17 protein-coding genes are annotated in these 23,560 nt (G+C 70.1%); 6 read left to right on the plus strand and 11 right to left on the minus strand.

What is annotated here, in order from left to right:
• Positions 1-49: 49 nt before the first annotated feature.
• On the minus strand, positions 50-1,618 hold the full coding sequence (locus tag NE2_RS07460) for an FAD-dependent monooxygenase (RefSeq protein WP_228817297.1): 1,569 nt from the start codon (positions 1,616-1,618) through the stop codon (positions 50-52).
• A gap of 48 nt (positions 1,619-1,666) precedes the next feature.
• Here NE2_RS07460 and NE2_RS07465 point away from each other — a divergent pair, with 48 nt between their 5' ends.
• The gene (locus tag NE2_RS07465; RefSeq protein WP_233429702.1) at positions 1,667-2,416 is read left to right on the plus strand and encodes a TetR/AcrR family transcriptional regulator; all 750 of its coding nucleotides are present in this window, start codon (positions 1,667-1,669) and stop codon (positions 2,414-2,416) included.
• Positions 2,417-2,428: 12 nt separating this feature from the next.
• Here the strand turns inward: NE2_RS07465 and NE2_RS07470 are convergent, their stop codons facing one another.
• The 4 genes from NE2_RS07470 to NE2_RS07485 all read right to left on the minus strand — a co-directional run bounded on the left by NE2_RS07470 (position 2,429) and on the right by NE2_RS07485 (position 6,490).
• A complete protein-coding gene (locus tag NE2_RS07470) occupies positions 2,429-3,370 on the minus strand; it encodes a hydroxymethylglutaryl-CoA lyase-like TIM-barrel protein (RefSeq protein WP_063025099.1) in 942 nt (313 codons plus the stop codon).
• Between the two features lie 67 nt (positions 3,371-3,437).
• Positions 3,438-4,649 (minus strand): CaiB/BaiF CoA transferase family protein, encoded by a 1,212-nt coding sequence (locus NE2_RS07475; RefSeq protein WP_063025101.1) that lies wholly within the window; start codon positions 4,647-4,649, stop codon positions 3,438-3,440.
• A 33-nt stretch (positions 4,650-4,682) separates the two neighbouring features.
• Positions 4,683-5,612 carry a TauD/TfdA dioxygenase family protein gene (locus NE2_RS07480; protein WP_063025102.1) on the minus strand — a complete coding sequence of 310 codons (930 nt, stop codon included), beginning with the start codon at positions 5,610-5,612 and terminating at the stop codon, positions 4,683-4,685.
• A gap of 107 nt (positions 5,613-5,719) precedes the next feature.
• Entirely contained in the window at positions 5,720-6,490 is a 771-nt protein-coding gene (locus NE2_RS07485; protein ID WP_063025103.1) for a deoxyribonuclease IV, read from the minus strand.
• A gap of 151 nt (positions 6,491-6,641) precedes the next feature.
• Here NE2_RS07485 and NE2_RS07490 point away from each other — a divergent pair, with 151 nt between their 5' ends.
• Positions 6,642-7,883, plus strand: a complete 1,242-nt coding sequence (locus tag NE2_RS07490; RefSeq protein WP_084493870.1) for a serine/threonine-protein kinase — start codon at positions 6,642-6,644, stop codon at positions 7,881-7,883.
• Here NE2_RS07490 and NE2_RS07495 read toward each other — a convergent pair.
• Entirely contained in the window at positions 7,819-8,577 is a 759-nt protein-coding gene (locus NE2_RS07495; protein ID WP_063025105.1) for a phosphatase PAP2 family protein, read from the minus strand. The genes NE2_RS07490 and NE2_RS07495 overlap by 65 nt on opposite strands.
• A gap of 127 nt (positions 8,578-8,704) precedes the next feature.
• Here NE2_RS07495 and NE2_RS07500 point away from each other — a divergent pair, with 127 nt between their 5' ends.
• Positions 8,705-9,469, plus strand: a complete 765-nt coding sequence (locus NE2_RS07500) for an ABC transporter ATP-binding protein (protein WP_063025106.1) — start codon at positions 8,705-8,707, stop codon at positions 9,467-9,469.
• 4 nt (positions 9,470-9,473) lie between these two features.
• Complete coding sequence (locus NE2_RS07505) at positions 9,474-11,993, plus strand: ABC transporter permease (protein WP_174553916.1); 2,520 nt, start codon at positions 9,474-9,476, stop codon at positions 11,991-11,993.
• 54 nt (positions 11,994-12,047) lie between these two features.
• Here NE2_RS07505 and NE2_RS07510 read toward each other — a convergent pair whose 3' ends face one another.
• The 5 genes from NE2_RS07510 to NE2_RS07530 all read right to left on the minus strand — a co-directional run bounded on the left by NE2_RS07510 (position 12,048) and on the right by NE2_RS07530 (position 20,362).
• A complete protein-coding gene (locus NE2_RS07510; RefSeq protein ID WP_036524139.1) occupies positions 12,048-12,590 on the minus strand; it encodes a hypothetical protein in 543 nt (180 codons plus the stop codon).
• Positions 12,591-12,836: 246 nt separating this feature from the next.
• Entirely contained in the window at positions 12,837-14,006 is a 1,170-nt protein-coding gene (locus NE2_RS07515) for a VWA domain-containing protein (RefSeq protein ID WP_063025110.1), read from the minus strand.
• A gap of 22 nt (positions 14,007-14,028) precedes the next feature.
• A complete protein-coding gene (locus NE2_RS07520) occupies positions 14,029-16,401 on the minus strand; it encodes a DUF5682 family protein (protein ID WP_063025112.1) in 2,373 nt (790 codons plus the stop codon).
• A complete protein-coding gene (locus NE2_RS07525) occupies positions 16,398-17,501 on the minus strand; it encodes an ATP-binding protein (protein ID WP_063025114.1) in 1,104 nt (367 codons plus the stop codon). Before NE2_RS07525 ends, NE2_RS07520 begins: the two co-directional genes overlap by 4 nt.
• Positions 17,498-20,362: an SWIM zinc finger family protein gene (locus NE2_RS07530; RefSeq protein ID WP_063909307.1), complete on the minus strand. Its 2,865-nt coding sequence runs from the start codon at positions 20,360-20,362 to the stop codon at positions 17,498-17,500. The genes NE2_RS07525 and NE2_RS07530 overlap by 4 nt, the downstream gene beginning before the upstream one ends.
• Positions 20,363-20,734: 372 nt before the next feature.
• Between NE2_RS07530 and NE2_RS07535 the strand changes: the two genes are divergently transcribed.
• Both NE2_RS07535 and NE2_RS07540 read left to right on the plus strand, forming a co-directional pair.
• Positions 20,735-23,140, plus strand: a complete 2,406-nt coding sequence (locus NE2_RS07535; RefSeq protein WP_233429703.1) for an AAA family ATPase — start codon at positions 20,735-20,737, stop codon at positions 23,138-23,140.
• Positions 23,125-23,544 (plus strand): hypothetical protein, encoded by a 420-nt coding sequence (locus NE2_RS07540; protein WP_063025116.1) that lies wholly within the window; start codon positions 23,125-23,127, stop codon positions 23,542-23,544. Before NE2_RS07535 ends, NE2_RS07540 begins: the two co-directional genes overlap by 16 nt.
• The last annotated feature ends 16 nt before the right edge of the window (positions 23,545-23,560 follow it).

Genomic DNA, 23,560 nt, shown 5'->3' on the forward strand with positions numbered 1-23,560 from the left:
CGTGTTCGCTTCGGCTACAGCCAACCTAGAAGCTGAAGTTAACTTCAGGTCAAGCGTCCGTGTGGATGGTGGTCGAGCGGCAGCCGCGCTCGGGTTCGTGATCGGTGCCGTCCATGATTCGGGCCCAGGCCGACCGGAAGGCCGCGGCGGGATCGGCCGGTGCGACCGGAACCCGCCACGCGATCACCTGGTCCGGGCGGACCAGCAGCGCGCCCGTCGGCGTCAATCCGGTGGTGGCGCACCACGACCGGTCCATGCGGACGATCTCGACAGGCTGCGCGTCGAGCTCCCAGTCCGGCGCCTCCGGACCGACCAGCAGCGTGAACGCCGTGCCGATCAGATCGAGCGTGGAGCGGCCGTCGGCGAGGTAGCGGTGGGGCAGCCGAGTACCGGGCTGCCCGGTCAGATCCAGACGGTCCATGGTGTGCGTGCTGCCGTCGTCGACGAACGCGCCGGCGGGATATCGAGTGCCGAGGATCAGGGCGATCGGGTCGGCGAGCGGCGTGCCGTCGGTGGATGCGCGGGTCATGGTGCGCAGGTTGGCGGTTCGGATGCTCGATTGATCGGCGATGTACCGGCCGACGGGGCGGCGCTCGAGGTCGTAACTGTCGAGCAGGTGTGCCGGCGCCGCGCCGCGCAGGACCAGCGCCAGTTTCCAGGCCAGGTTGTGGCCGTCCTGGATGCCGGTGTTGGCGCCCGCGGCCGCGTACGGCGGCATCACATGCGCCGCGTCGCCGGCGAGGAACACCCGGCCCGATCGGAACGTATCGGCGATGAACATTCCCGGCTCCCAGGGCAATACGCTCAACACCTCCACATCGATATCGGGGACCCCGATGGCCTCTCGCAGCAGTTCGGGCCACCGGCCGGCGGGGCGGTCGACCTCCGTCGAACTGGTGAAGATCCATCGGTGTGAGCCGTCCACCGAGGCGAAAGCGCCGGGGACGCGGTCGTTCTCGATCTGGCAGAGGTTGAATTCGCGGCCCCGCACCCACTCCGTCAGATCCGCGCGGAAGTACACGTTCACGGCGCGGCCGAGGGTGCCGCGGCCGTGGCGGCCGATCTTCAGTCGCTCGCGGATCGGACTGTGCGCACCGTCCGCCGCGACGAGGTACGACGCTCGCAGGGTGTCGACGCGAGCCGGACCGGTGCACAGGGTCGCGGTGAGACCCGCGGCGTCCTCGGTGACGTCGACGCATTCGACACCGAAGCGGATATCGCAACCGCGTGCCTCGGCCAGTTCGCGCAGAGTGGGCTCCAGCAGATCCTGTGCGCACAGACACGCCGCGGCGGGTGTGATCGCCTCCCAGTCCGGCAGCCCGCCGGGGAAGGTGAACGGCAACCGCTCGGCGCGGGCCAGTGTCGGCCCCGCCGCCATCGCCTGATGTGCCGAGAGTCCACGGGCGGCGTGCTCGACGGCCGCGGCGATGCCGATCCGGCGGAACAGCTCCATCGTCCGGAGATTGATCCGGCGTGCCTTCGGCTGGGCCGAGGTGGTGGTCCGGCGCTCGACCAGCACCGACGGTATGCCCTGATGGCGCAGGAACAAGGCCGCGGTCAGGCCGGTCAATCCGCCGCCGACGATGAGGACGGGATCTGAGTGTACGTCGTACATCATGTGTACGTTGTACACCGGTGGTTGAATTCCGGCAAGGAGGTGTGCACGGTGACCGAGGAAGTGCCGGGACCGCTCATCTGGTCCCTGCCGGAACCGCCCGGCCGGCCGACGACGAATCTGAGCCGGGCCGAGATTCTGCGCGCGGGAATGGCGATCGCCGATGCCGAGGGCGCGCGGGCCCTGACGATGCGCCGGGTGGCCCAGGCGGTGGGCGCGTCCACGCCGATGTCGCTGTATCGGTACGTGGGCAGTAAGGACGGGCTGGTCGATCTGATGATCGACGCCGTCTACGGCGAGGTGCCGCTCGCCGACGCCCCGGCTCCGGCGGCGCATTCGGACTGGCGAGGCGCGTTGGAACGTCTCGCGCTGGATACCTGGACTGTCATCCAGCGCCATCTCTGGTTCGGCGAACTCGTCCACACCCGCCCCCCGCTGGGCCCGAATGCGCTGCGCTACTTCGATTTCCGTTTCGCGATGCTCGAACCGCTCGGTCTGTCCGCCGACGACCTCTCACTGCTGACCGGTGCGGTGGACGGCCATCTGTTCGGCGCCGCCCTGCAGGTGGCCGAGGAGCGGCGCATGCGGACCCGCGTCGGACTCGCCACCGACCAGGAGCTCGCCGAGGCGGCGAAGCCCCTGGTGGAACCCCTGCTCGCGGACAGTCGCTATCCCGCCTTCACGCGCTGGTTCCACGGCCGCAGCGGCGCCGCCCCCGCCGACCCCGTGGCGTGGACACTCGGGTGCCTGCTCGACGGCATCACCGCGCGCATGGGGCTGAACGAGCCGGACGGCCGATAGGGCCAGGCGCGCCTAATCCTGGCGCGGCACAACCCATTCGAAGGCGCGAGCCTCCGAACGAGCGCCTTCGGCGGTGCGGGAGCGGTTGGGCTCGCCCAGGTCGGTCAGCAGACGTTCGGTGAGGCCGACCATGGTTGCCAGCGCGGCGGGGGTGAACCAGTCCGGGCGGGTGGCGAACAGAATGTCCTCGCTGGCGGTGTTGCCGCTCGCGCCCGGCGCGAAGGGGCAGCCGCCCAGACCGCCCAGGGAACCGTCCACCGCATCGGCGCCGGCGGCCAGGGCCGCCAGCGAGTTGGCGACGCCCATACCCCAGGTGTCGTGGCCGTGAAAGAGGATGCGGCGCCGCGGAGTTCCCGATCGCACGGCGGCGATCAGGGCGTGCACCTGCGCCGGATAGGCCTGGCCGAGCGTATCGGCGATCACGATATCGGCGGCGCCGTCGGTGCGGGGATCGGCGGCGATCGCCAGCACCCGCTCGGGATCCACCGGCCCGTCGAACGGACAGGTGAAAGACGTTGCCAGACAGAGCTGAATGGACCCGCCGACCTCCTCGGTCAGCCGGATCGCCTCGGGCATCGCGGCCACGCTGTCCTCGGCCGTGCGGCCGATATTGGCCTTGTTGTGCGCATCCGACACCGACAGGCAGTACTGGAAGTTCCGCACCCCCGCCTCGGCGGCACGCGCGACCTGCCGAGGCGTGGCCACCCACACCCAGCAGCGTCGCAGCTCTTCGGGAGTCAGCGCGGCCACGACCTCCATGCTGTTGGCCATCGGCGGCACCAGATCCGGGCGTGCCATCGAACCGATCTCGAGTTCCGGCACGCCCAGGGCGAGCAGGGTGCGGGCGATCTCCACCTTGTGCTCGGTCGGCAGCACCTTGCCGGTCAGCTGAAGTCCGTCCCGCAGGGTCACATCCCGCAACGCGCCCGTAGTGGTGGAAGGAACGCCGCTCATCCCGCCTCCTGTGTCTTGCGGGACACCCGCGCCCGGTCGGCGGGACGAGCCGCTGCGCGATTGTCGCTCATCCCGCCTCCAAGTTGTCGATATCGGCGTCCGACATTCCCAGCAGTTCCGAGAGGACCTCTCGGGTGTGTTCGCCCAGATCGGGGCCCACCGCGCGGATGGGCAGCGAACGCTCGCCGATCACCGGGACGATGCCGGTGAAGGCGACCTGTTTCGGTTCGGCGGCGCCGACGTCGACCGGGAAATGCTGAATCATGTTGCGCGCCCGGTACTGTTCGTCGGCGACGATATCGGCCGCGGTGTAGATCGGGCCGCACGGGATGGCCGCCTGCTCGAGGATCGCCAGCGCCTCGTCGCGGGTGTGGCGCACACTCCATTCGCCGATCGCGGCGTCGAGGCGGTCGCGGTGGCGCCAGCGGCCGGCGTTGTCCTGCAATTCCGGATCCTCGGCGAGATCGGGACGCTCGATCACCTGCATATAGCGCCGGAAGATCGCGTCGCCGTTACCGCCGATGATGATGCTGGTGCCGTCGGCGCACGGGTAGGCGTTACTCGGCGCGATCCCTTCCATCCGCCCGCCGACGCGCTGGCGGTTGATGCCGTAGGCCTCGTAGTCGGGAACCAGCGACTCCATCACGGAGAGAATCGACTCGTTCAGCGCGACGTCGATGATGCGCTGCGGCAACGGGATTCGCTCCTCGGTGCCCTTGCGCTGGAACAGTGCCAGCACCGTGCCGAAGGCGGCGTAGATCCCCGCGATGGAATCCCCGATCGAGACGCCCACCCGCACTGGCGGCCGGTCCGGATCGCCGACCAGTTCGCGCAGCCCGCCGATCGCCTCGGCGACCGCGGCGAAGCCCGGCCGCTGTGAGAGCGGTCCGGTCTGCCCGTAGGCGGAGATGCGGGTGATGACCAGATCGGGATTGGCCTCGTCGAGCACCTCCGGCCCCAGCCCCCATTTCTCCAGCATGCCGGGCCGGAAGTTCTCCAACAGCACATCGCAGTGCCGGATGAGATCCAGCACGATCGCCCGCCCCGCCTCGGTGCGCAGATCGAGGGTGATCGACTTCTTGTTGCGGTTCACCGTGCGATACAACATCGAGGTGTCGCCGCCGTAGAGGCGCCAATTGCGCAGCTCGTCACCGGTTTTCGGGCGTTCGACCTTGATCACCTCGGCGCCGAAGTCGCCGAGAATGCGACCCGCGGTCGGCGCCGCGATGTAGTTGCCCAGTTCCAGTACCCGAACGCCGGCCAGCGGTCGAATCTCCATGTACCGATTCAACCACCGGCCGGCGCCGGTGGATCAGGCCGCCTCGGCCAGATCCTCGATGATCGAGTAGTGGTCGGCGTTACCGGCGATGCTGAGGCTGGTCCGGCCGTCCACGCCGACCGGAATGTCTCCGGCCAGCGTGATGCGGGTCAGCTTGCGGTGCTCGGCGCCGTCGTAGTCGTCGATCGCATAGTGCTGAGTGGCACGGTTGTCCCAGATCGCCACGTCGCCGAGCGACCAGTTCCACCGGGTGGTGTGCTCGAGCCGGGTCACGCGATCCTGCAGCAGGCGGAACAGGGCGTGCGACTCGTTGCTGGACAGACCGACGAACTGCTTGACGAAATGTCCGAGCAGCAGCGCACGCTCACCGGTCTCGGGGTGTACCCGGACTACCGGATGCTCGGTCTCGTAGTAGGTCGACTGGAATTCCTCCCGGTAGGCCTGCGCGTTGGGGTCCGGCTGTTCCTCGTGGCTCGCCGCGTAGTCGTACTTGTTGGTGTGCACGGCGCGCAGCTCCTCGGCCAGGCGCTTCAGCGGCTCCGGCAGCGAGGCGTAGGCGGCCACGGTCGAGGCCCACGTGGTCGAGCCGCCGTAGCTGGGCAGGGTCACCGCGCGCAGGATCGAGGCCTTCGGGATCCGGTCGACGAAGGTGACGTCGCTGTGCCAGCTGTTGGCTCGGCCGTGGTGGGAATCGATCGCCAGGCTCTTCACGCCTTTGGAGGTGACCGTCGGGTGCGGCGTGGTCGGACTGCCGAGCAGCTGAGCGAATTCGTGCTGACCGTCTTCGGTGAGATGGTGCTGATCCCGGAAGAAGATCACCTTGTGCTCGTTGAGGGCCGCGCGGACGGCCGCGACCGTCTCCGGAGCCAGATCTCCGCCGAGCCGGACGCCGTCGATCCGGGCGCCGATGTGGGTTCCGAGTTTCACCACGGACACGGACTCTGCTGCGTGATCGCTTGACATGGAGGGCCTTTCGCTCGGAACGTGCTGTGTTCCGAGCACACCATCGGGGCCCGCGCGCGACCAGGTTTACGGTCAGCGCGATCACAAAGGCGGTGCCGGCGCTGCGCTCAGCCGACGTGTTCGCGCAGGTAGGCGAGGTCCTCGGCGACACCCTCGGCCGGTGTTTCCAGCACCACGGGCGCGTCGGCGGTCCGGCACACCTCGGCGAGCAACTGCGGATCGATGGTGCCGTCGGCGAAGTTGGCGTGCCGGTCCGCGCCGGAATCGAAGTCGTCGCGCGAGGAGTTCAGATGCACCAGATCGATGCGGCCGGTGATCGCGCGAATCCGATCGACCACGCCGACCAACTCCTCACCACCCGCCCAGGCGTGGCAGGTGTCGAGGCAGAAGCCCGCGCCGAAGTCGCCGACCGCATCCCACAGCCGGGCGATCGAATCGAAATGACGTGCCATGGCGTGATTACCGCCGGCGGTGTTCTCGATCAGGATCGGCACCGCGAACCCACCTTTGTCCTGCTGGCGCTCGAACAGCTTGCGCCAGTTGACGATTCCGGCCTCGATCTCGGCATCCGAACGCACGTGCCCGCCGTGTACGACCAGGCCGAACGCGCCCAGATCGGCGGCGGCCTGCGCCTGCTGCGCGACCGCGTTGCGCGAGGGCATGCGCAACCTGTTGTTCGTACTTGCCACGTTGATCTGATAGGAGGAATGCACCACCACGTCGATGGGGCTGGATTTGATCTCCTCCGTGCGCGGATGCGGCTGCGGTTTGTCCCAGCCCTGCGGATCCACGACGAACATCTGGATGACGTCGGCACCCAATCGCTCGCCGAAGCCGATCGGATCACTGTCTTGACGGACGTGTGCTCCAATACGCATGGCAGAGAGCGTATCGGTAGGCACCGACAGCCCGCAGCGACAGGCGGTGACCCGGTGTTCACCCGGGCCGGCGGCCCCGTCGATCGAGAATGCCGGTTCCGGTGGACTGCTATGGTTTCGGTGATTCCGGCACGGGAAGTGGGAGCGGGGCATGCTGGCCAACGGTGATGTGTTCGCGGGCTACGTCATCGAACGACTGTTGGGCCGCGGCGGTATGGGGCAGGTCTATCTCGCCAAACATCCGCGGTTGCCGCGGATGACCGCGCTGAAGTTGCTCAACCGCGAGATGGTCGCCGATCCGGAGATCCGGGCCCGCTTCGAGCGCGAGGCCGATCTGGTCGCCCAACTCGATCATCCCAAGGTCGTCACGGTCTACGATCGCGGCCTCGAGGACGGTCAGCTCTGGATCTCGATGCAGTACATCGACGGTATCGACGCCGCCAGTGTGGATCCGAAGAAGCTGCCGCCGGAGCGAGCCGTGCAGATCATCGCCGAGGTGGCCGAGGCGCTGGACTATGCGCACGGCAACGGGGTCATGCACCGCGATGTGAAGCCGGGCAACATGTTGCTCGCACGCTCCACCGGCGGCAAGGGCGAGCGGGTCTACCTCACCGACTTCGGGATCGCCCGCCTGCGCGACGACGGCGGTCACCTCACCCAGACCGGAACCTTCACCGCGACCCTGGCCTATGCCTCACCCGAACAGCTCACCGGCGCGCCGCTGGATGGCAGTTCGGACCAGTACTCGCTGGCGTGCAGCCTGTTCTGGCTGTTCACCGGCCGGGGACCGTTCAACGCGCCGAATCCGGCGGCGGTGATCCGCGGCCATCTGCAGGGGCCGCCGCCCGCGCTGAGCGGTGTGCGACCCGGCCTGCCCGCGAGCCTGGACGCGGTCCTGCTGAAGGCGATGCAGAAGCGTGCGGGCGACCGATTCGGCAGCTGTGCGGAGTTCGCCGCGGCCGCCCGCCAGGCGTTGTCCCCGGCCAGTGCGCCGCGGATGCCGACGGTCGGGCGCCCCTACACCGGTCCGCCGATGCCGACGACGGGCCGGCCGGGCACCGGGCCGGGACAGCCGGTCGTGCACCGGCCGGCGACCGGTCCGTCGATGCCGCACGCGGCCCGGCCCCAGCCGATGCCGCACCACGGGCCCGTGCCGCAGCCGTATCCCGCCACCGCCGCGCGTCCGGCGAATCAGCCGCAGCCGTACGGAGCTTCCGGGCAGTACAACCAGTACAACCAGCCTTACGGACAGCGGCCGCCGGCGCCGATGCAGCCGATGCGACCGGTCCCGGCGCAGAACACATCGAATACCGGGCTCATCATCGGCATCATCGTCGGCGCGGTGGTGCTGCTGCTGGTGGTTCTGGTTCTGCTGGCCGCGCTCTCGAGTTGACCCGCGCCCGCCACCACAGGTAGGGGCCGAGGCACAGCGCGAGCCAGATCAGCCCGATCGACCAACCGGCCAGCACATCGGTGGTCCAGTGCACGCCGAGATAGATCCTGGTCAGGCCGATCACCACCGCGAACAGTGCCGCGACCGCGACTGCGGCCACGCGGGCCATCCGGCCGCACGGCGAGAGCACGACCATGGCGGCCAGCACCCCGACCACCGCGGTACTCCCCATGGTGTGACCGGACGGGAACGACGGACTGGTCTCGGTGACCAGTTGATCGATCGCGGGCGGCCGGTGCCGCCCGATGGCCGACTTCAGCCCGGAACCGATCACCGCTATCCCGACACCCACCGCGGCCGTGGTCAGCAGCCGCGCCCAGTGCCGCCGCACACCGAACCAGACGCAGGCCACGATGGTCAGGGCCGTCATCGCGGCGACGCCGCCGGCATCGGTCAGTGTCCGAATCGCCGGGTTCAGCCAACCGATGCGATGGTCGATCACCCAGTCGGTGACGGGTTCGTCGATGCGGGTGATGCCGCCACCGTCGATCGCGTCGTGGGTGAGTTGCGCGGCGAGGCCGAGGACCACCGCCGGCAGAACCAATCGGGCGGCCGAAATCCAGCGCAGAAGGCCGTACTGCGCCAGCGCGATCCCACCGACGAGCATCAGCAGGACCGGGGTGAGCGCAGCCATGCGCACGAGGATAGGTGCGCGGAAGTTCGGCGCTGCGGGATCCCCGGCGGGCCCCGGGGAATGCGCCTCAGGTATTGGGGGGAAATCCTGATGGCGCCCGCACGCCGGTTTGGACAGACTGGAGACCATGACTGCCGATGCCCTGGGCACCGAACCCGCCGCGGCGACCACGCTCGCGGCCCGCGCCACCGACCTGACGAAACTGTACGGATCCGGAGACACCCAGGTCCGCGCCCTCGACGGGGTTTCGGCCGATTTCGCCCAGCGGGAGTTCACCGCGATCATGGGCCCATCCGGCTCCGGAAAATCGACGTTGATGCATTGCCTGGCCGGACTGGACAGCGCCACCTCCGGCACGGTGTACATCGGCGACACCGCGCTGACCGGTCTGTCGGACAAGCAGATGACGCGCCTGCGGCGCGACCGCATCGGCTTCGTCTTCCAGGCGTTCAACCTGGTGCCGACGCTGACCGCGCTCGAGAACATCACCCTGCCGCTGGATATCGCGGGCCGCAAGCCCGATCAGGAGTGGCTGGACACCGTGATCGAACGTCTCGGTCTGGGCGACCGCCTCGACCACCGGCCGAGTGAGCTGTCGGGCGGGCAGCAGCAGCGCGTCGCGTGCGCGCGGGCGCTGGTCGGCCGGCCCGACATCATCTTCGGCGACGAGCCGACCGGCAACCTCGATTCGCGGTCCTCCGGTGAGGTGCTGTCGATTCTGCGGGCGGCGGTCGACGAATTCGGCCAGACGGTCGTGATCGTCACGCACGAACCCCATGCCGCCTCCTACGCCGACCGCGTGATCTTCCTCGCCGACGGGCGCATCGTCGACGAATTGCGGGATCCCACAGCGGAATCGGTGCTGGACCGCATGAAATCCCTGGAGGGATAGGGCCATGGCTGGATCGCCGATGCGCAAGGTGGCCTTGCGTAATCTGGCCGCGCACAAGGTGCGGCTGGCGCTGACGTTACTCTCGGTCGTGCTCGGAACCGCCTTCGTCGCAGGCTCTTTCGTCTTCACCGACACCCTGCAGCGCACCTTCGACGGCATCTTCGCCGACCAGGCGAAGGGCGTCGACGTACGGGTGGAGCCGAAACACAGCCAGTCGCTGGGTGTTCCGAACGACCTCGTCGCCAAGGTCGCCGCGACCGACGGCGTGCGCGCGGTGGCGCCGGCGGTGCAGGGACCGATCGTTCTGCTGAAGGACGGGCATGCGGTGCAGACGGGCGGCGCGCCGAGCTGGGGTCGATCGTATCTGCCGCCCGACAAGGCGATCGCCGACCCGGAGCATTTCGTCGACGGAGCGGCGCCGGTGACACCGGGGCAGATCGCGATCAATTCCGGTGGCGCGGACCGGGCCGGATTGCACGTGGGTGACAAGGCCAAGGTGCTGATTCCCTCCCGCGGCACCATCGATATGACCGTCAGCGGCATCTACACCGTGTCCTCGGACACCGGCGGATTCATCGGGCTGCTGTTGGACGACGCGCAGGCCCGGGAACTGTTCACCGACGGAGCGCATGTCGCCTACGTGGATGTGGCCGCCGTGCCCGGGGTGTCCCCGGATACATTGCGCGACCGGATCGCGAAGGTGGCGCCCGACTACAAGGTCATGAACGGCGATCAGGTGCGAGCCGATCTGAAGGCCCAGGTCGGCAACGCGCTGAAATTCGTCAACTACTTCCTGCTCGCCTTCGGCGCGATCGCGTTGCTGGTCGGCACCTTCATCATCTACAACACCTTCTCGATGATCGTGGCGCAGCGATTGCGGGAGCTGGCGCTGTTGCGAGCGGTCGGGGCCGGGCGGCGTCAGGTCGGCTTGTCGGTGGTGGCGGAGGCCTTCGTCATCGGCCTGATCGGCAGTCTGCTCGGACTGGCCGGTGGCATCGGGCTGGCGTTCGGGCTGTCCGCGCTGCTCAACGCGTTCGACCTCGGACTGCCCACCGGAACCATGCAGGTCTTGCCGCGGACCGTGCTGACGGCGATCGGCATCGGCCTGGTGGTGACGGTGGCCAGCGCCTACGCGCCCGCTCGGCGGGCGGCCAAGATTCCGCCGGTGGAGGCGATGCGCGAGGAGTTCGCCTCGGTCGGTGAATCGCTGCGCGTGCGCACGCTGATCGGTGCGGTCTTGGCGGTGATCGGTGTGGTGCTGGTGGTGCTCGGGGCCCGCAACACCGGCGGCAATGCCGCGGCCACGGTCGGAGTCGGCGCGGCCGCTTTGATTTTCGCGGTCCTGTTCGCCTCACCGGCACTGTCGCGACCGGTGGTCGGAGCGCTGGGCCTGCTGGTACGTCCGTTCGGCTCGATCGGCGCGATGGCGCGCAACAACGCGATGCGAAACCCACGCCGCACCGCTGCCACGGCGTTCGCGCTCACCTTGGGGCTGATGCTGGTCTCGGCGATCGGCATGCTCGGCGCCTCGGCGAAGGCCAGTGTCGGCGAACTCGTCGACAAGGGTGTGAACGCCGACTACGTTCTGGCCGGGCCGCAGATGATCGGTGTGCCGCTGGGCGCCGCGGAGGCGGCGCGCTCGGTCCCCGGGGTTTCGGACGTGGTGGCCTTCCGCGGGGTCGCGCTGCGGGTGGGCGACGACCAGGTCACCGGCACCTCGCCGGACGCGCCGATGGGGCAGGTCCTGCGCTACGACATCCGCCACGGCACCGACAACCTCACCGGCGACTCCCTGCTGGTGTCGGAAACCGAAGCGGGCGACCGCAATTGGCATGCGGGCGACCGCGTCGAGGTCACCAGTGTGGACAACAAGAAGTTCTCGGTGTCGGTCGCCGGCATCTATGCCGACAGTCAGCTGCTCGGCCCCCTGGTGGTGGCGCCGGACCTCTACAACCAGGTGATGCCGGTGGCGTTCCGCACCGACCTGATCGTGCTGGTCAAGGCCGCACCGGGCGCCGACGTCGCCGCGATGCGGGGCAACCTGGAGAAGGCGACCGCGTCCTACGTGGTTGTGCAGGTGCAGGACCGCGAGGAATTCAAAGGCGCGCAGGGCAAACAGATCAACACCATGCTCGCCATCCTCTACGGGCTGCTGGCATTGGCGGTGGTGATCGCGATCCTCGGCATCGTGAATACGCTCGCCCTCTCGGTCGTCGAGCGGCGGCGCGAGATCGGCATGCTCCGTGCGGTCGGCATGCAGCGCCCACAGGTCCGGCGCACGATCTATCTCGAATCCATGCTGATCGCGGTCTTCGGCGCCGTGGTCGGGGTGGTCCTCGGGCTGGGACTCGGCGTCGGATTCCTGCGCACGCTGTCGGATCTGGGGTTGAGCACGATCACCGTGCCGTGGGGCCAGATCGTGGGCATGTTGATCGGCTCGGCCGTGGTCGGTGTGCTGGCGGCGCTGTGGCCGGCCGTGCGCGCCGCGCGCACACCACCGCTGGCGGCGATCGCCGATCTGTGACGGTGAGGGTGCGGCCGCTGAGCGCAGGCGTTCAGCGGCCGACCCTGATCACGCTCAGACGCAGTACTGGCAGACGCCGCCGGCAGGCAGCTGGATAAAGCACTGCGAGCAGACCGCCGGCCGCGGCTCGGAGGTCTTCTCCTCCTGTGCCATCACGGTTTTGGTCGCGCTGCGACCGCGGCGGCGCGCGTCCACCTTCGGCGTCAGCGGCGGAACGCCGACCTCGGCGGGCATCTCCGCGCCGTAGTGCTGATAGCACTGCCAGCGGGCGTACGCCGCGTGCAGTTCGAGATCGTCGGGAATCGGCAGGCCCGCGAGTTCGAGCACGTACTTGTAGTCGTCGCCGACGGTGTGGTTCTGGCGTACGCACAGCGCGGTCAGCGGCGGCTCGCCGGCGCCGTGGCAGCGCCGCGCGACCTTCCGCAGGATCGCGGCCATCCAGGTGCGCGTCGGCGCCTCGGTATGCACCCCGGACACGTCCTGAATCCGTTCGGCCAACTCGTTCACAGTGATGAAATGCCCGTATCCGGTCGCGGTTTCGGCCAGTTCGGCATGTGCGGCCAATGCCCAGGCCACCGCCGCCTCGCGAAATGACACCGCAGTGCCGTCACCTACCCGCCATGCTCCTGCCGTCGTGGCCACGGAATTCTTCAACACCGGTCCAAGTTATCGCGTCGATTTCCGCGCCGCCGCGCGGCCCGCCGAACTGCGCGGCCCGTACGGAGGAAATCGGCCGTACCCCGCCGAGAACAGCAGGTAGTCGCCGTGTGACTGTGCTGCCGGTGAGAGTTGCGGTCCGGCAAGACCTTTCGGTGGCGCCGGACACTGGTGCCGCTCGGGTGATCATCGGCGGCTCGCGTTGGATCGGGCCCAGGTCGCGACATCGCCGCGGTCGAGGGCCACCGACAGCAGGTCGGGAAAGCGGTCGGGAGTGCACGCGAAGGCGGGCACTCCGAGCGCGGCGAGCGCGGCGGCGTTGTCGTGGTCGTAGGCCGGGGCGCCCTCGTCGGAGAGCGCGAGCAGGACCAGGACCTGGACGCCCGCCTCCTTCATCGCCGAGATCCGCCGCAACATCTCGTCGCGGATTCCGCCCTCGTACAGGTCGGAGATCAGGACGAACAGCGTGTCGGCCGGCCGGGTGACGAGTTGCCCGCAGTAGGCGATGGCCCGGTTGATATCGGTCCCCCCACCGAGCTGTGTGCCGAACAGCACATCCACCGGATCCGACAGTTGCTCGGTGAGATCCACCACGGCCGTGTCGAAGACCACCAGTGAGGTCTTCAGCGAGCGCATGGACGCGAGTACCGCACCGAAGACGGAGGCATAGACGACGCTGGCCGCCATGGAACCCGATTGGTCGATCGCGAGCACCACCTCCCGCCGCACCGCCTGCGCCTTGCGCCCGTATCCGACCAGTTGCTGCGGCACCACCGTGCGGTGTTCGGGCAGATAGTGGGCGAGGTTGCGGCGAATCGTCCGATCCCAGTCGATATCGCGCAGCCGTGGCCGCGACACCCGCGCCGCGCGGTTCAGCGCACCGGACACCGCGGCCACGGTGCGCGCGGCGAGCCGGCGTTCGATGTCGCGCACCACCTTCTCGACCACGACTCGTGCTGTGGCGCGGGTGGTTTCGGGCATCATGCGGTTCAGGCTGAGCAGGGTGCCGACGAGCTGGACGTCGGGTTCGACCGCCTCGAGCAGTTCGGGCTCGAGCAGCAGTTGCGTGAGGTGCAGCCGGTCGATGGCGTCGCGTTGCATGACCTCGACCACCGTCGACGGAAAGTAGGTGCGGATATCGCCCAGCCAGCGGGCGACCTTCGGCGCCGAACCACCCAGGCCGGCGGCGCGCTTGTCCGACGGGGTGTGCTCGTCGCCGTTGTAGAGCGCCGACAGCGCCCGGTCCATCGCCGCGTCCTCGGCGGTACCGAGCCCGCCCAGACCCGCCTCGGCGGGAGCGCCCAGGACCAGGCGCCAGCGCCGGGCCTGCACCTCATCCGATTCGGTATGGGTCATCGTCGGCTCCTCTCGGCTCGAATCATCGTGCGCCCGCCAGAATTTCGGTCGCCGCGTGCAGGGCCAGCACGCCGCGGGCGGCGTCCGGCCCGGAGTGGTCGCGCTGCGGCGCGGCCGCGGGCGTGCCGTCCCGGACGGCTCGGGCGATGGCCTGTCGTTCTCCCGCCTCGAAAGCGCCGAAGGTGCGCCGCAGCAGCGGCAGGGTCGCGACGAATTGCTCCTCGTCCAGTTCGCGCAGCCAGGAGTCGATGCGCCGCAACAGGTCTCGGTCGTGGACGAGCAGCAGGCCACGCCCGCCCAGGAAGCCGTCGATCCACGCCGCCTTCTCCGCCGGGCTGTGGCCGATCGACAGGGCCGCCGACAGCCTGCGCGCGGCCTCGGCGTCGGCGATGATTTCCGCATCGCAGAGCAATCGAACCGCGCGGCCCACCAGCGCCCCGTGCACATCGTCGCGGTCGGCCACCAGGCCCAGTGCCGCCAGCCAGGACCGGGTGGCGTCCGCATCGTCACGGGTCGCGATGGCGACGTGGGTGGCGTCGATCAGGCCGCGCAGTTCGGTGGCGGCATCGGTGTCGAGACCGGTGACGGCGCCGGGCAATCCGGCGCAGATGCGCAGGAGCAGGCCGTCGGCGACCCGCGCCAGCGCGCCGAGGTCGGTGCTGCGGACGTCGCCGTAGCGCAGGGTGCGGATCAGTCCGGGCAGTGCGGCCAGCAGGTGGGTGACGTCGTGATCCAGCGCGGCCACCGCCTCCAGGCGAGCGACCAGACCGTCCACCGCGCCGCCGAGGTCGGCCAGGAGCGCGGTCTCCAGAGCCGCGCTGATATCGGCGACCGTGGCGTCGGAGGCGCCGGCGCGGTCGAGGATCTTTGCCTCGGCCGCGCTGAGGATTGTCGTGCCCCAGCACGATGCCTCGATGACCGCGACGGACAGGCCCGGCTCCCACCGCAGCGCCCACGATTCGCGGAAGGTGCCGGTATTGCGCACCTCGCCGGTGACGGGTGTGCCCCAGTCGATTCCGAGCAGTCGCAGCCGATGTAGCAGATGCGACCTGGCCACATCGCGGTCCTTGCGCAGATCCAGATCCAACTGCTGGGCCAGAGCCTGCTGTTTGAGCCGCAGGGTGCGCGCCTGCGCGCGCAGGTCGGCATCCAGCGGGACCGTCGGCGTGCTCTCGGGCACCGAACCGAGCGCCTCGCCGACCACCAGTTCGTCGCTGACGAACCGCAGCATCGACTCGTCGCCGTCGCAGAGCACCGACCGCGTGGCATCGGTGACCTCGGACAATCCCGGCGCGGGACGACCGCGCAGCGCGGCCAGAGTGTCGGCCAGTCGCACCGACTCGATGATGTGCGCACTGGAAACCGGCAGGTCACGGGCGCGCAGCGCGCCGGCCACCCGGGTGAACCAGCGGGCGATCGGGTCGTCGGTCCGAGTGAACAGGTGGTGGTACCAGCCGGGCGAGGTGATGCCCGCGCCGTATCCGGACGAGCCGGCCAGCCGCGAGTGGGTCCACGGCACCCAGGTCAGCGCGGCCTTCACCTTCGGCAGACCCTTGAGCAGGCGGGAATCGGCCGCCGCTGGACCGAGTGTGCCCGCCAGCGCCGGGGCGTGCCACGCCCCGCAGACCACCGCGATCCGGCGCGCACCGCTTTTGAGCGTCCGGCGTATGACCTGCCGCATATATGCCTCGCGCTGCAACGTGCGCAGGTCGATGCCACCGGGCAGGAGCTCCGTGGGAGTGGATGAATCCTGCTGTGGCGCAGTATCTTCCGTGTCGAACGCATGTGTGGCGTGCCGATCCAGATCGGACTGTGGCGGCGGGCCGGCTCCAGGGTCCGTCTCCGACGCCGCGCGGGCAGGACCGTCGCCGGTCGCGGCGCGCAGTGCGCCCATGGCCTCGGTGATGGCCTCGAAGATGTCGGTGCCGTCCCCGGTGGGATTCGACGACGATTCGATGACGGCGTCCCACCACCGCTCCGGGTCGTCGTATCCGCCCGCGGCGGCCAGCGCGGCCAGCGGATCGCCGCTGTCACCCGGCTCGGTGTCGAGAGCGAGGGTATGGGTGGCCGGAAGATCGCAGAAGCTCACGGGCACGGCGTGTTCGGACGCGTACCGCAGCGCCTGCCATTCCGGGGAGAACACAGCGAACGGCCAGAAGGCGGCCCGCGAGGGTTCGTTCGGAGCATAAGCCAGCAATGCCACCGGCGGTTCCATGCCGTCGGCGGCGACGTAGGCGACCAGCGGGTCGGCATCGGCCGGGCCTTCGATGAGAATCGCATCCGGACTGAAACGCTCCAGCGCCCAGGACAGCGAGCGCGCCGACCCGGGACCGTGGTGACGGATGCCGAAGATCCGGGTCTGCGGCTCGTCGAGCGCGACGGCGTCGCCGCTCACCCGTGCACCTCACGGCAGGCGCGGTAGAAATCGGACCAGTCGGGGCGTTCGCGGACGACGGCCTCGAGGTACTCGGTCCACACCACGGCATCGGCGACCGGATCCTTGATCACCGCACCGAGGACCGCACCGGCGACATCGCTCGCGCGCAACACCCCGTCACCGAAGTGCGCCGCGAGCGCGATGCCGTTGGTGAGCACCGAAATCGCCTCTGCCGTCGACAACGTGCCCGAGGGCGACTTCAACTTGGTCCGGCCGTCCTCGGTGATGCCGGAACGCAGTTCGCGGAACACCCGCACCACCCGCCGCACTTCCTCGGCGGCAGCCGGAATCGGCGGCAATTGCAGTGCGGCGCCGAGCTGTTCGACTCGGCGGGTCACGATCGCGACCTCGTCGTCCTCGCCCGCGGGAAGCGGCAGCACCACGGTGTTGAACCGGCGGCGTAGCGCGGAGGAGAGTTCGTTGACGCCGCGGTCGCGGTCGTTGGCGGTGGCGATGACGTTGAAGCCCTTGGCCGCCTGCACCTCGATACCGAGTTCGGGCACCGGCAGCGTCTTCTCCGACAGCACCGTGATCAAGGCGTCCTGCACGTCGGAGGGAATGCGGGTGAGCTCCTCGACGCGCGCGATCGCACCGGTGCGCATCGCGGTCATGACCGGTGACGGCACCAGCGCGCCGGCGCTCGGCCCTTCCGCGAGCAGGCGCGCATAGTTCCAGCCGTACCGGATCGCCTCCTCGGCGGTTCCGGACGTTCCCTGCACCAGCAGGGTGGAGGCGCCGCTGACGGCGGCCGAAAGATGTTCGGACACCCAGGTTTTCGCGGTGCCCGGTACGCCGAGCAGCAGCAGTGCCCGATCGGTCGCCAGCGTCGCGACCGCCACCTCCATCAGGCGGCGCGGTCCGACGTATTTCGGGGTGATCACCGTGCCGTCGGGAAGGGTGTCGCCCAACAGGTAGGTGACCACCGCCCAGGGCGACAGCCGCCACGACGGCGGCCGCGGACGGTCGTCGACGGCGGCGAGGGCTCGGAGTTCGTCGGCGTAGGCCTGTTCGGCATGGGGACGTAGCAGGTCGGCGGGCGGGTTCTGGGTGGTGGTCATGCCAGCTCCTCGAGCATCAGGGTGCGTTGGGTCAGATCGTCGGCGAGGCGGTCGAAGGCGCTCTGCCAGTAGGGGTCCGCACTGCGGCGGGCGGCGACGGTCACCGCCGCGACCGCGTGGACCGGGAAGTTGATCGCGGCACTGCGCAGCAGCGTGCGATAGGAGGCGGGGGACAGCCCGGCCGCGCCGGGACGGGCGGCGGCCAGATGGGCGCGATCGAGCAGCAGCCGGACCAGGTGTTCGGCCAGCGGCTGCGGCCACGGCCGCGGGAGCGCCGAGACGAGCAGTTCGAGTTCGGCCAGCCAACTGCTGTCCAGGCCGCACAGGTACCGCACCCGCCGGTCGATCGGCAGCAGCGCGAACAACCGCTGTCGCAGCCGCGGATCCGCACCCAGCGTGGGCGTGGTGGTCAGCACCTCGAACAGTGGAATCGCCCAGCGGGAATCATCCTGTGCCAGAGCCGCTTCCGCCCATCCCGCGGCGACCGGTCCGAGGATGTCGTCGGGCAGCCCCAGCGCCGTGGCGGCCTCCGCGGATCCGCACAGCTGCTCCCAATGTCGCAGCGGGGTGGCGGCGATCAGGCGGCGCAGCCGTTCGGCATCCACGTCCGCACCGCCGTCGCGGCGGTAGGCCACCGGGTCGAGCCGGTCGGCGAGTCCGTCGCGGCGAGCCGCGTCGTCGAGGTCGTGCGGCAGATGCGCCTCGAGCCGGCCGGACCGGACGGTCAGCCACCGGCCGGCGCGCTCGCGCATCCGTTCCGCGAAGGCCGAATCAGGCAGGTGGGCAAGGAGATCGGCGGCCGTGCGGCGAACGTCGGGCCGCGCGTCGTCGAGCGCCGATTCGAGCAGCGGCTCGTCCTCGGGCCCGACTCCTGCGGCCAGCACCGCCAGCAGTTCGGCCCGGCCGCGCGCCGGTTCCCGGCTCCAGGTTTCGGCGAGGGCCTGCCGGGCGGCCTCGGCGTCGCGGGCGCGCAGGGCTTCCAGCCAACTTCGGCGTTCGGCAGGCCGGCCGTGCGTCCACACCTGGGGATCGTCGTCACCGGTCCGCAGCAGCGGTCGCCAGCGTGGATGCAGCGCCGCCAGCCACCGCCCCCGAGCGCCCGCCAGGCGCATCAGCGGAACCCGCAGGGCGGCTTGGCTTCTCGCTGTCTCGAGGAGTGTGGCGCAGAGTGCGTCGGGTGCCCGCCGGTCGCCGGGCAGCGCGGCCTCGAACCATTCGGCGAGCATCGGTGAGCCGTCCGCCAGCAGGTGGTGCAGCCGCTGTGCCGCTGCCCGCGGCAATGGGGCGCGATCGTCGTCGGCGGCCGGGACCGGCAACTCGGCCCGGACCGGTGGCACCCCGCCGCGGTGATACAGCTCCTGGAGCGCCACCGCCCCCAGCACGGCATGTTCCGGAGTGTCGGCGCGCGCGGCCGAAGTCACCGCCTCGGCCAGTCCGCCGGGATCGAGGGTGCGGCGGGCGGTACCCAGCAGCGCAACCGGCACGATCGGCTCCGACGAGGCCGGGACGGCGGTGCCGGGGGTCGGTACCCCCAGAAGCGATTCGGTCTCGACGCCGACGAGTTCGCCGGCCACCAGAGCGGAGACCGGGACCAATCCGGCCGCGGTCCATTCACCGATCACCGTCAGTGGATGACCGCCCGACAGTCCGATCAACTGCCACGGCACCTCGGCGGTCGCGGCGATGGGCACCGCCGTGCCGTCCGGCTCGGCGAGATACCAGCCGGCGGTTCCCGGGCTCGGCACCACCTCCGCCAGCAGCATCGGCCACCCACGCAACCACGGATCGGCGCCCAGTGCCCGCGCGTGAGCGTCGAGCTGTCCGGCGATGGACGCGGACTCCGAGATGATGGTGGTGAACGGTTCCGGCTCGCCGTGGCGCACGCCCCACACCGCGCGCAGCGGCATCGCCCCCGGGTAGTAGTGCAGGTCCGCCTCGACCATGGTGCCGGGAATCGGCAGCTCACCCGCGAAACTCGCACTGCCGAAGCTGTGGTCGAGGATATGTGCCCAGCGTTGTGTGTCCCGGCCGAGCAGCAGAGTGCGGCGGGTGAAGACCCGTTCCTCCTCGGTGATCCGCACCCCGAGCACCATCCACCGGTCGCGGATCGCGGGCTCGCCGCCGCGGACCTCGTCGGCCTTGGCCGGATAGCCGATATGGGCGCGTACCCCGGCAGCCAGCGCCGGCGGCAGGTCGTCGAGCCGCCGGTGTGCGCCGATCAGCAGATGCAGCCGGGCGTATTCGCTGAGCAGAATCGCGGGCCACTGTTCGACGCCCAGGGTGCGGCGCGGCAGTTGCCGCAATGCTGCCGCCACCCCCGGCGCCTGCGAATCCACCATCCGGGCGGCCACCGCATCCAGGGCCGCCGCGGAATGGTCGGCCTGGGCCAGGCCGGTGCGGATCTGGTCGCCGAGCCAGACGTCGAGATCGTCGAGTCCGGTGGTCACTCGCGCCCGCCGCTGGTCGACTGTCGACTGTTTGGTGCCGGGCGTGGCCGGCTCGGCCGGTTTCGCGGCCCGTGCGGCCCGGCCCGCCAACCACTCGGCCGCGAAGTCGGCGGGTGCGTCGGACGCCGCGACCGTGCCCTGCGACCAGAGCAGTAACAGCGACAGCGCATGTTTGCAGGGAAATTTCCGGCTGGGGCACGAGCAGCGATAGGCGGGCCCCGACAGGTCGACGATCGTCTGATACGGCTTGGCGCCACTGCCCTTGCACTGCCCCCACAGCGCGCTGCCGTGGACGCCGGTGCCCAGCCATGCGGCGGTGAGCTTGCGGGCGGCGCTCACCGATGCGGCGTCGGGCGCCAGGGCCAGCACATTGTCGGCGGTGACGGCGTAGGTCGCGGCCGGAGAGGTCGTCACGTGTTCCCCCGTTCGTTCGGTACCCCCGGATTTGTACCCGAGCCCACCGACAACATCACGCGGCCGGCCGTCGACGCCGCCGTCCGGCCGGCCGTCACCGGGTTCGCTCATCGATTGCGAGACGAATTGCCGTGGCGCGGAATGTGATTGCAGGATCAAGCGCTGTTGTGAATGATCGTGATCTCTGGCATTCTGATCTGTTCGGTTGAACCGAGCCACCCGTCAGGGGTGTAACCCGTGGAACTGCCCGGCCGGGACGGCCGAGGGGTGGACATCGGGCGGTTCGACCGTTCGATGGCCATGCGTCCCGCCCGGGCCGGTTCTCCGGTAGCGTTCGCCACGACGAGTCGTGTGCGAGGGCCGGGAGGGGCAGTGGGGCAAGAGCAGGGGGAGGTCGCGCCGCGGCTGCGCGACCTGGTTTCGGCTCGGCTGCAGACGGATTCGTCGGTGAGCCCCGAGGTAGCGCAGACGGTGCTGGAGGCGCTGGGGGAGTCCGCCGAGGCGGGCGGCGCCGGGCCGCAATCCGGAGTATTCCTGCGTGCCATCCGCGTCCGCGGCTTCCGCGGAATCGGTCGCGAGGCGGTACTGCGCATCGCGCCCGGCCCCGGCCTGACGCTGGTGGTCGGCCGCAACGGGTCGGGTAAGTCGAGTTTCGCCGAGGCCGCGGAACTCGCACTCACCGGCGTCAACCGGCGCTGGGAGGGCAGATCCGCGGTCTGGCGCGACGGCTGGCGGAATATGCACTGCGAGCAGGATCCCCGGATCGCGATCGATCTGGTCGCGCAGGAACGCGGTCCGTTGACAATCGAGCGCACGTGGGCCGGCGGCGACGAACTGTCCGAAGGCAGCTGGACGCAGCGCGAAAACGGCAGCGACAGTGACCGATTCCGCCCGCAGGACTGGGCGCGCGCCCTGGAGCTGTATCGGCCGTTCCTGTCCTACAGCGAACTCGGCGCGGTGGTCGACGGCCGTCCCAGCGACCTGTTCGACGCGCTGCATCGGCTGCTCGGGCTCGACGACATCAGTGCCGCCTTGGACCGGACCCGCACGCGCCGAATCGAATTGGAACGCGCCGCGAAACAGTCCCGGGACGGCCGGCAGGCTTTACTGGACGAACTGATCACCGTCGCCGACGAGCGCGCCGAGCGCGTCGCCGAGATGCTGCGCGCGCCCGCGCCGGACCTGTCCGCGATCGCCCACGAACTCGCCGGCGCCCGCCACGACCCCGGCGGTGTCGCGGCACTGCAGGCCGTGGCACGGCTGCGCATTCCGGCTCCCGCCCAGGTCGAGGCGGCCGCCGAGGCGGTCGAGGGGGCCACCGCGGAGCTGCTGGACCTGGCGACCGGCGATCTGGAGGCCGAACTCCGTGTGGTCGACCTGCTGCGTGGCGCCCGCGAACACGCCGAGGACGGCGAATGCCCCTGCCCGGTCTGCGGCCACGGTCGGCTCGACTCGCGGTGGCGGCGCGAGGCGACAGCCCGGATCGAGGCCGTCGAGCGGCGCGCCGCCGTCCTGACCGCCGCCCGGGGCGCGCTGGGCGAGGCGATCGCCGCGGCCCGTGCGCTGATCGAACCCGTTCCGCCGGAACTGGAATCGGCCATCCCCGCGCCGAATATCGATCCCGTGGACGCCCATCGCGCCTGGACATCCTGGTCCGCCCTGCTGGAGGTCGAAGCGGGCGCCACGCTGGCGGCCCGGATGCGCGGCGCGCACGCCGAACTCGCGGTGCGGCTGGAGGTGTTGCAGCGGGCCGTGCACAAGGAGCTCGATCGCATCGATGCGGTCTGGACGCCGCTGGTCCCGCGCATCGCCACCTGGCTGCACGAGGCGCGGCTGGTGGCCGCGGCCGATGCCGAATTGCGTACCGTCCGCCGCGCCGAGGACTGGCTGAAGTCGGCCGCCGCCGGCCTGCGCGACGAACGGCTCGCCCCGCTGGCCGAGCACGCCCGGCGGATCTGGGGTGGGCTGCGCCAGCGCAGCAATGTGGACCTCGGCGCGATTCGCCTGCAGGGCAACGCGGGAGCCAGTCGCAAGGTGCTGCTCGACGTCACCGTGGACGACTCCGGAGCCGCCGCTCTCGGGGTGATGAGCCAGGGCGAATTGCATGCGCTGGGCCTGGCCCTGTTCCTGCCGCGGGCCACGGTGGCCGAAAGTCCGTTCGGATTCGTCATGATCGACGACCCGGTGCAGGCGATGGATCCGGCGAAGGTCGACGGGCTCGCCCGCGTGCTGGCCGCGGTGGCGCGCAGCGGACGCCAGGTCATCGTGTTCACCCACGACGAGCGGCTGGCCGAGGCGGTGCGCCGGTTACGTTTGGACGCAACGGTTCTCGACGTGCAGCGGCGCGAACACTCGCGGGTGGAGGTGCGCGCGGTCGAGGATCCGGTGCAGCGCTATCTCGCCGACGCGCGGGCCCTGCTGCGCACCAGGCAGTTGCCCAAGCCCATCGCGACCGAACTGGTCATCACCTGCTGCCGATCCGCGATCGAGGCGGCCGCGCTGGCCCGCGCGCGGCGAGAACTGCTGGCCGCCGGCGTCGACCACCGCGAGGTCCAGCGCCGCGTCGATCGGGCCCGGACCACGTGGGAGACGGTCGCCCTGGCGGTCTTCGGTGTGCCCGACCGGGTCGACGATCTCAACGACTATCTCGATCGGGAGGCACCGTGGGCGCGCGCGGTGGTGCGCGATGCCACGGCCGGAGCCCATATCCGTATCCAGCGCCGCTCGGGCGATTTGATCTCGGGGACGAAGAGATTCGTGACATGGCTGAATCCGTGAGCCCGACCGTGGCCCAGCGTCTGGCGGCGGCCGCGGAACTACTCGACGGCACGGTCACCGATGCGGGCGGCCTGTGGTCCCGGGCGACGGTGTGGATCCTGCGGATCGCGCTGGAACAGTCGGTGGACAGGCTGTGGGCGCGGGTGTCGCCACCGCTGGCCCGGTGCAGTATGCGCGCCCAGCTGCTGGCGCTGGACAGCTGCGCCGGCCCCGAACTGTCGGGCCGGGTCGCCGGATTGTGGGCGACGCTGTCGCGGGCCGGGCATCACCTCGACTCCGAACCCGCGCCGACCCTGCACGAACTGCGTGACTGGTACGACGAGACCGCGCGGCTGGCCGAGGAACTCGACCACATCGGCCGCGCGGATGTACCCGCCGTCTTCGGCCGCCGCCGGAACCGGTGAGACCGGGCGGCGATAA

It is taken from the genome of Nocardia elegans NBRC 108235 (assembly GCF_001612845.1).
In the GTDB taxonomy this organism is placed as follows: Bacteria; Actinomycetota; Actinomycetes; order Mycobacteriales; family Mycobacteriaceae; genus Nocardia; species Nocardia nova.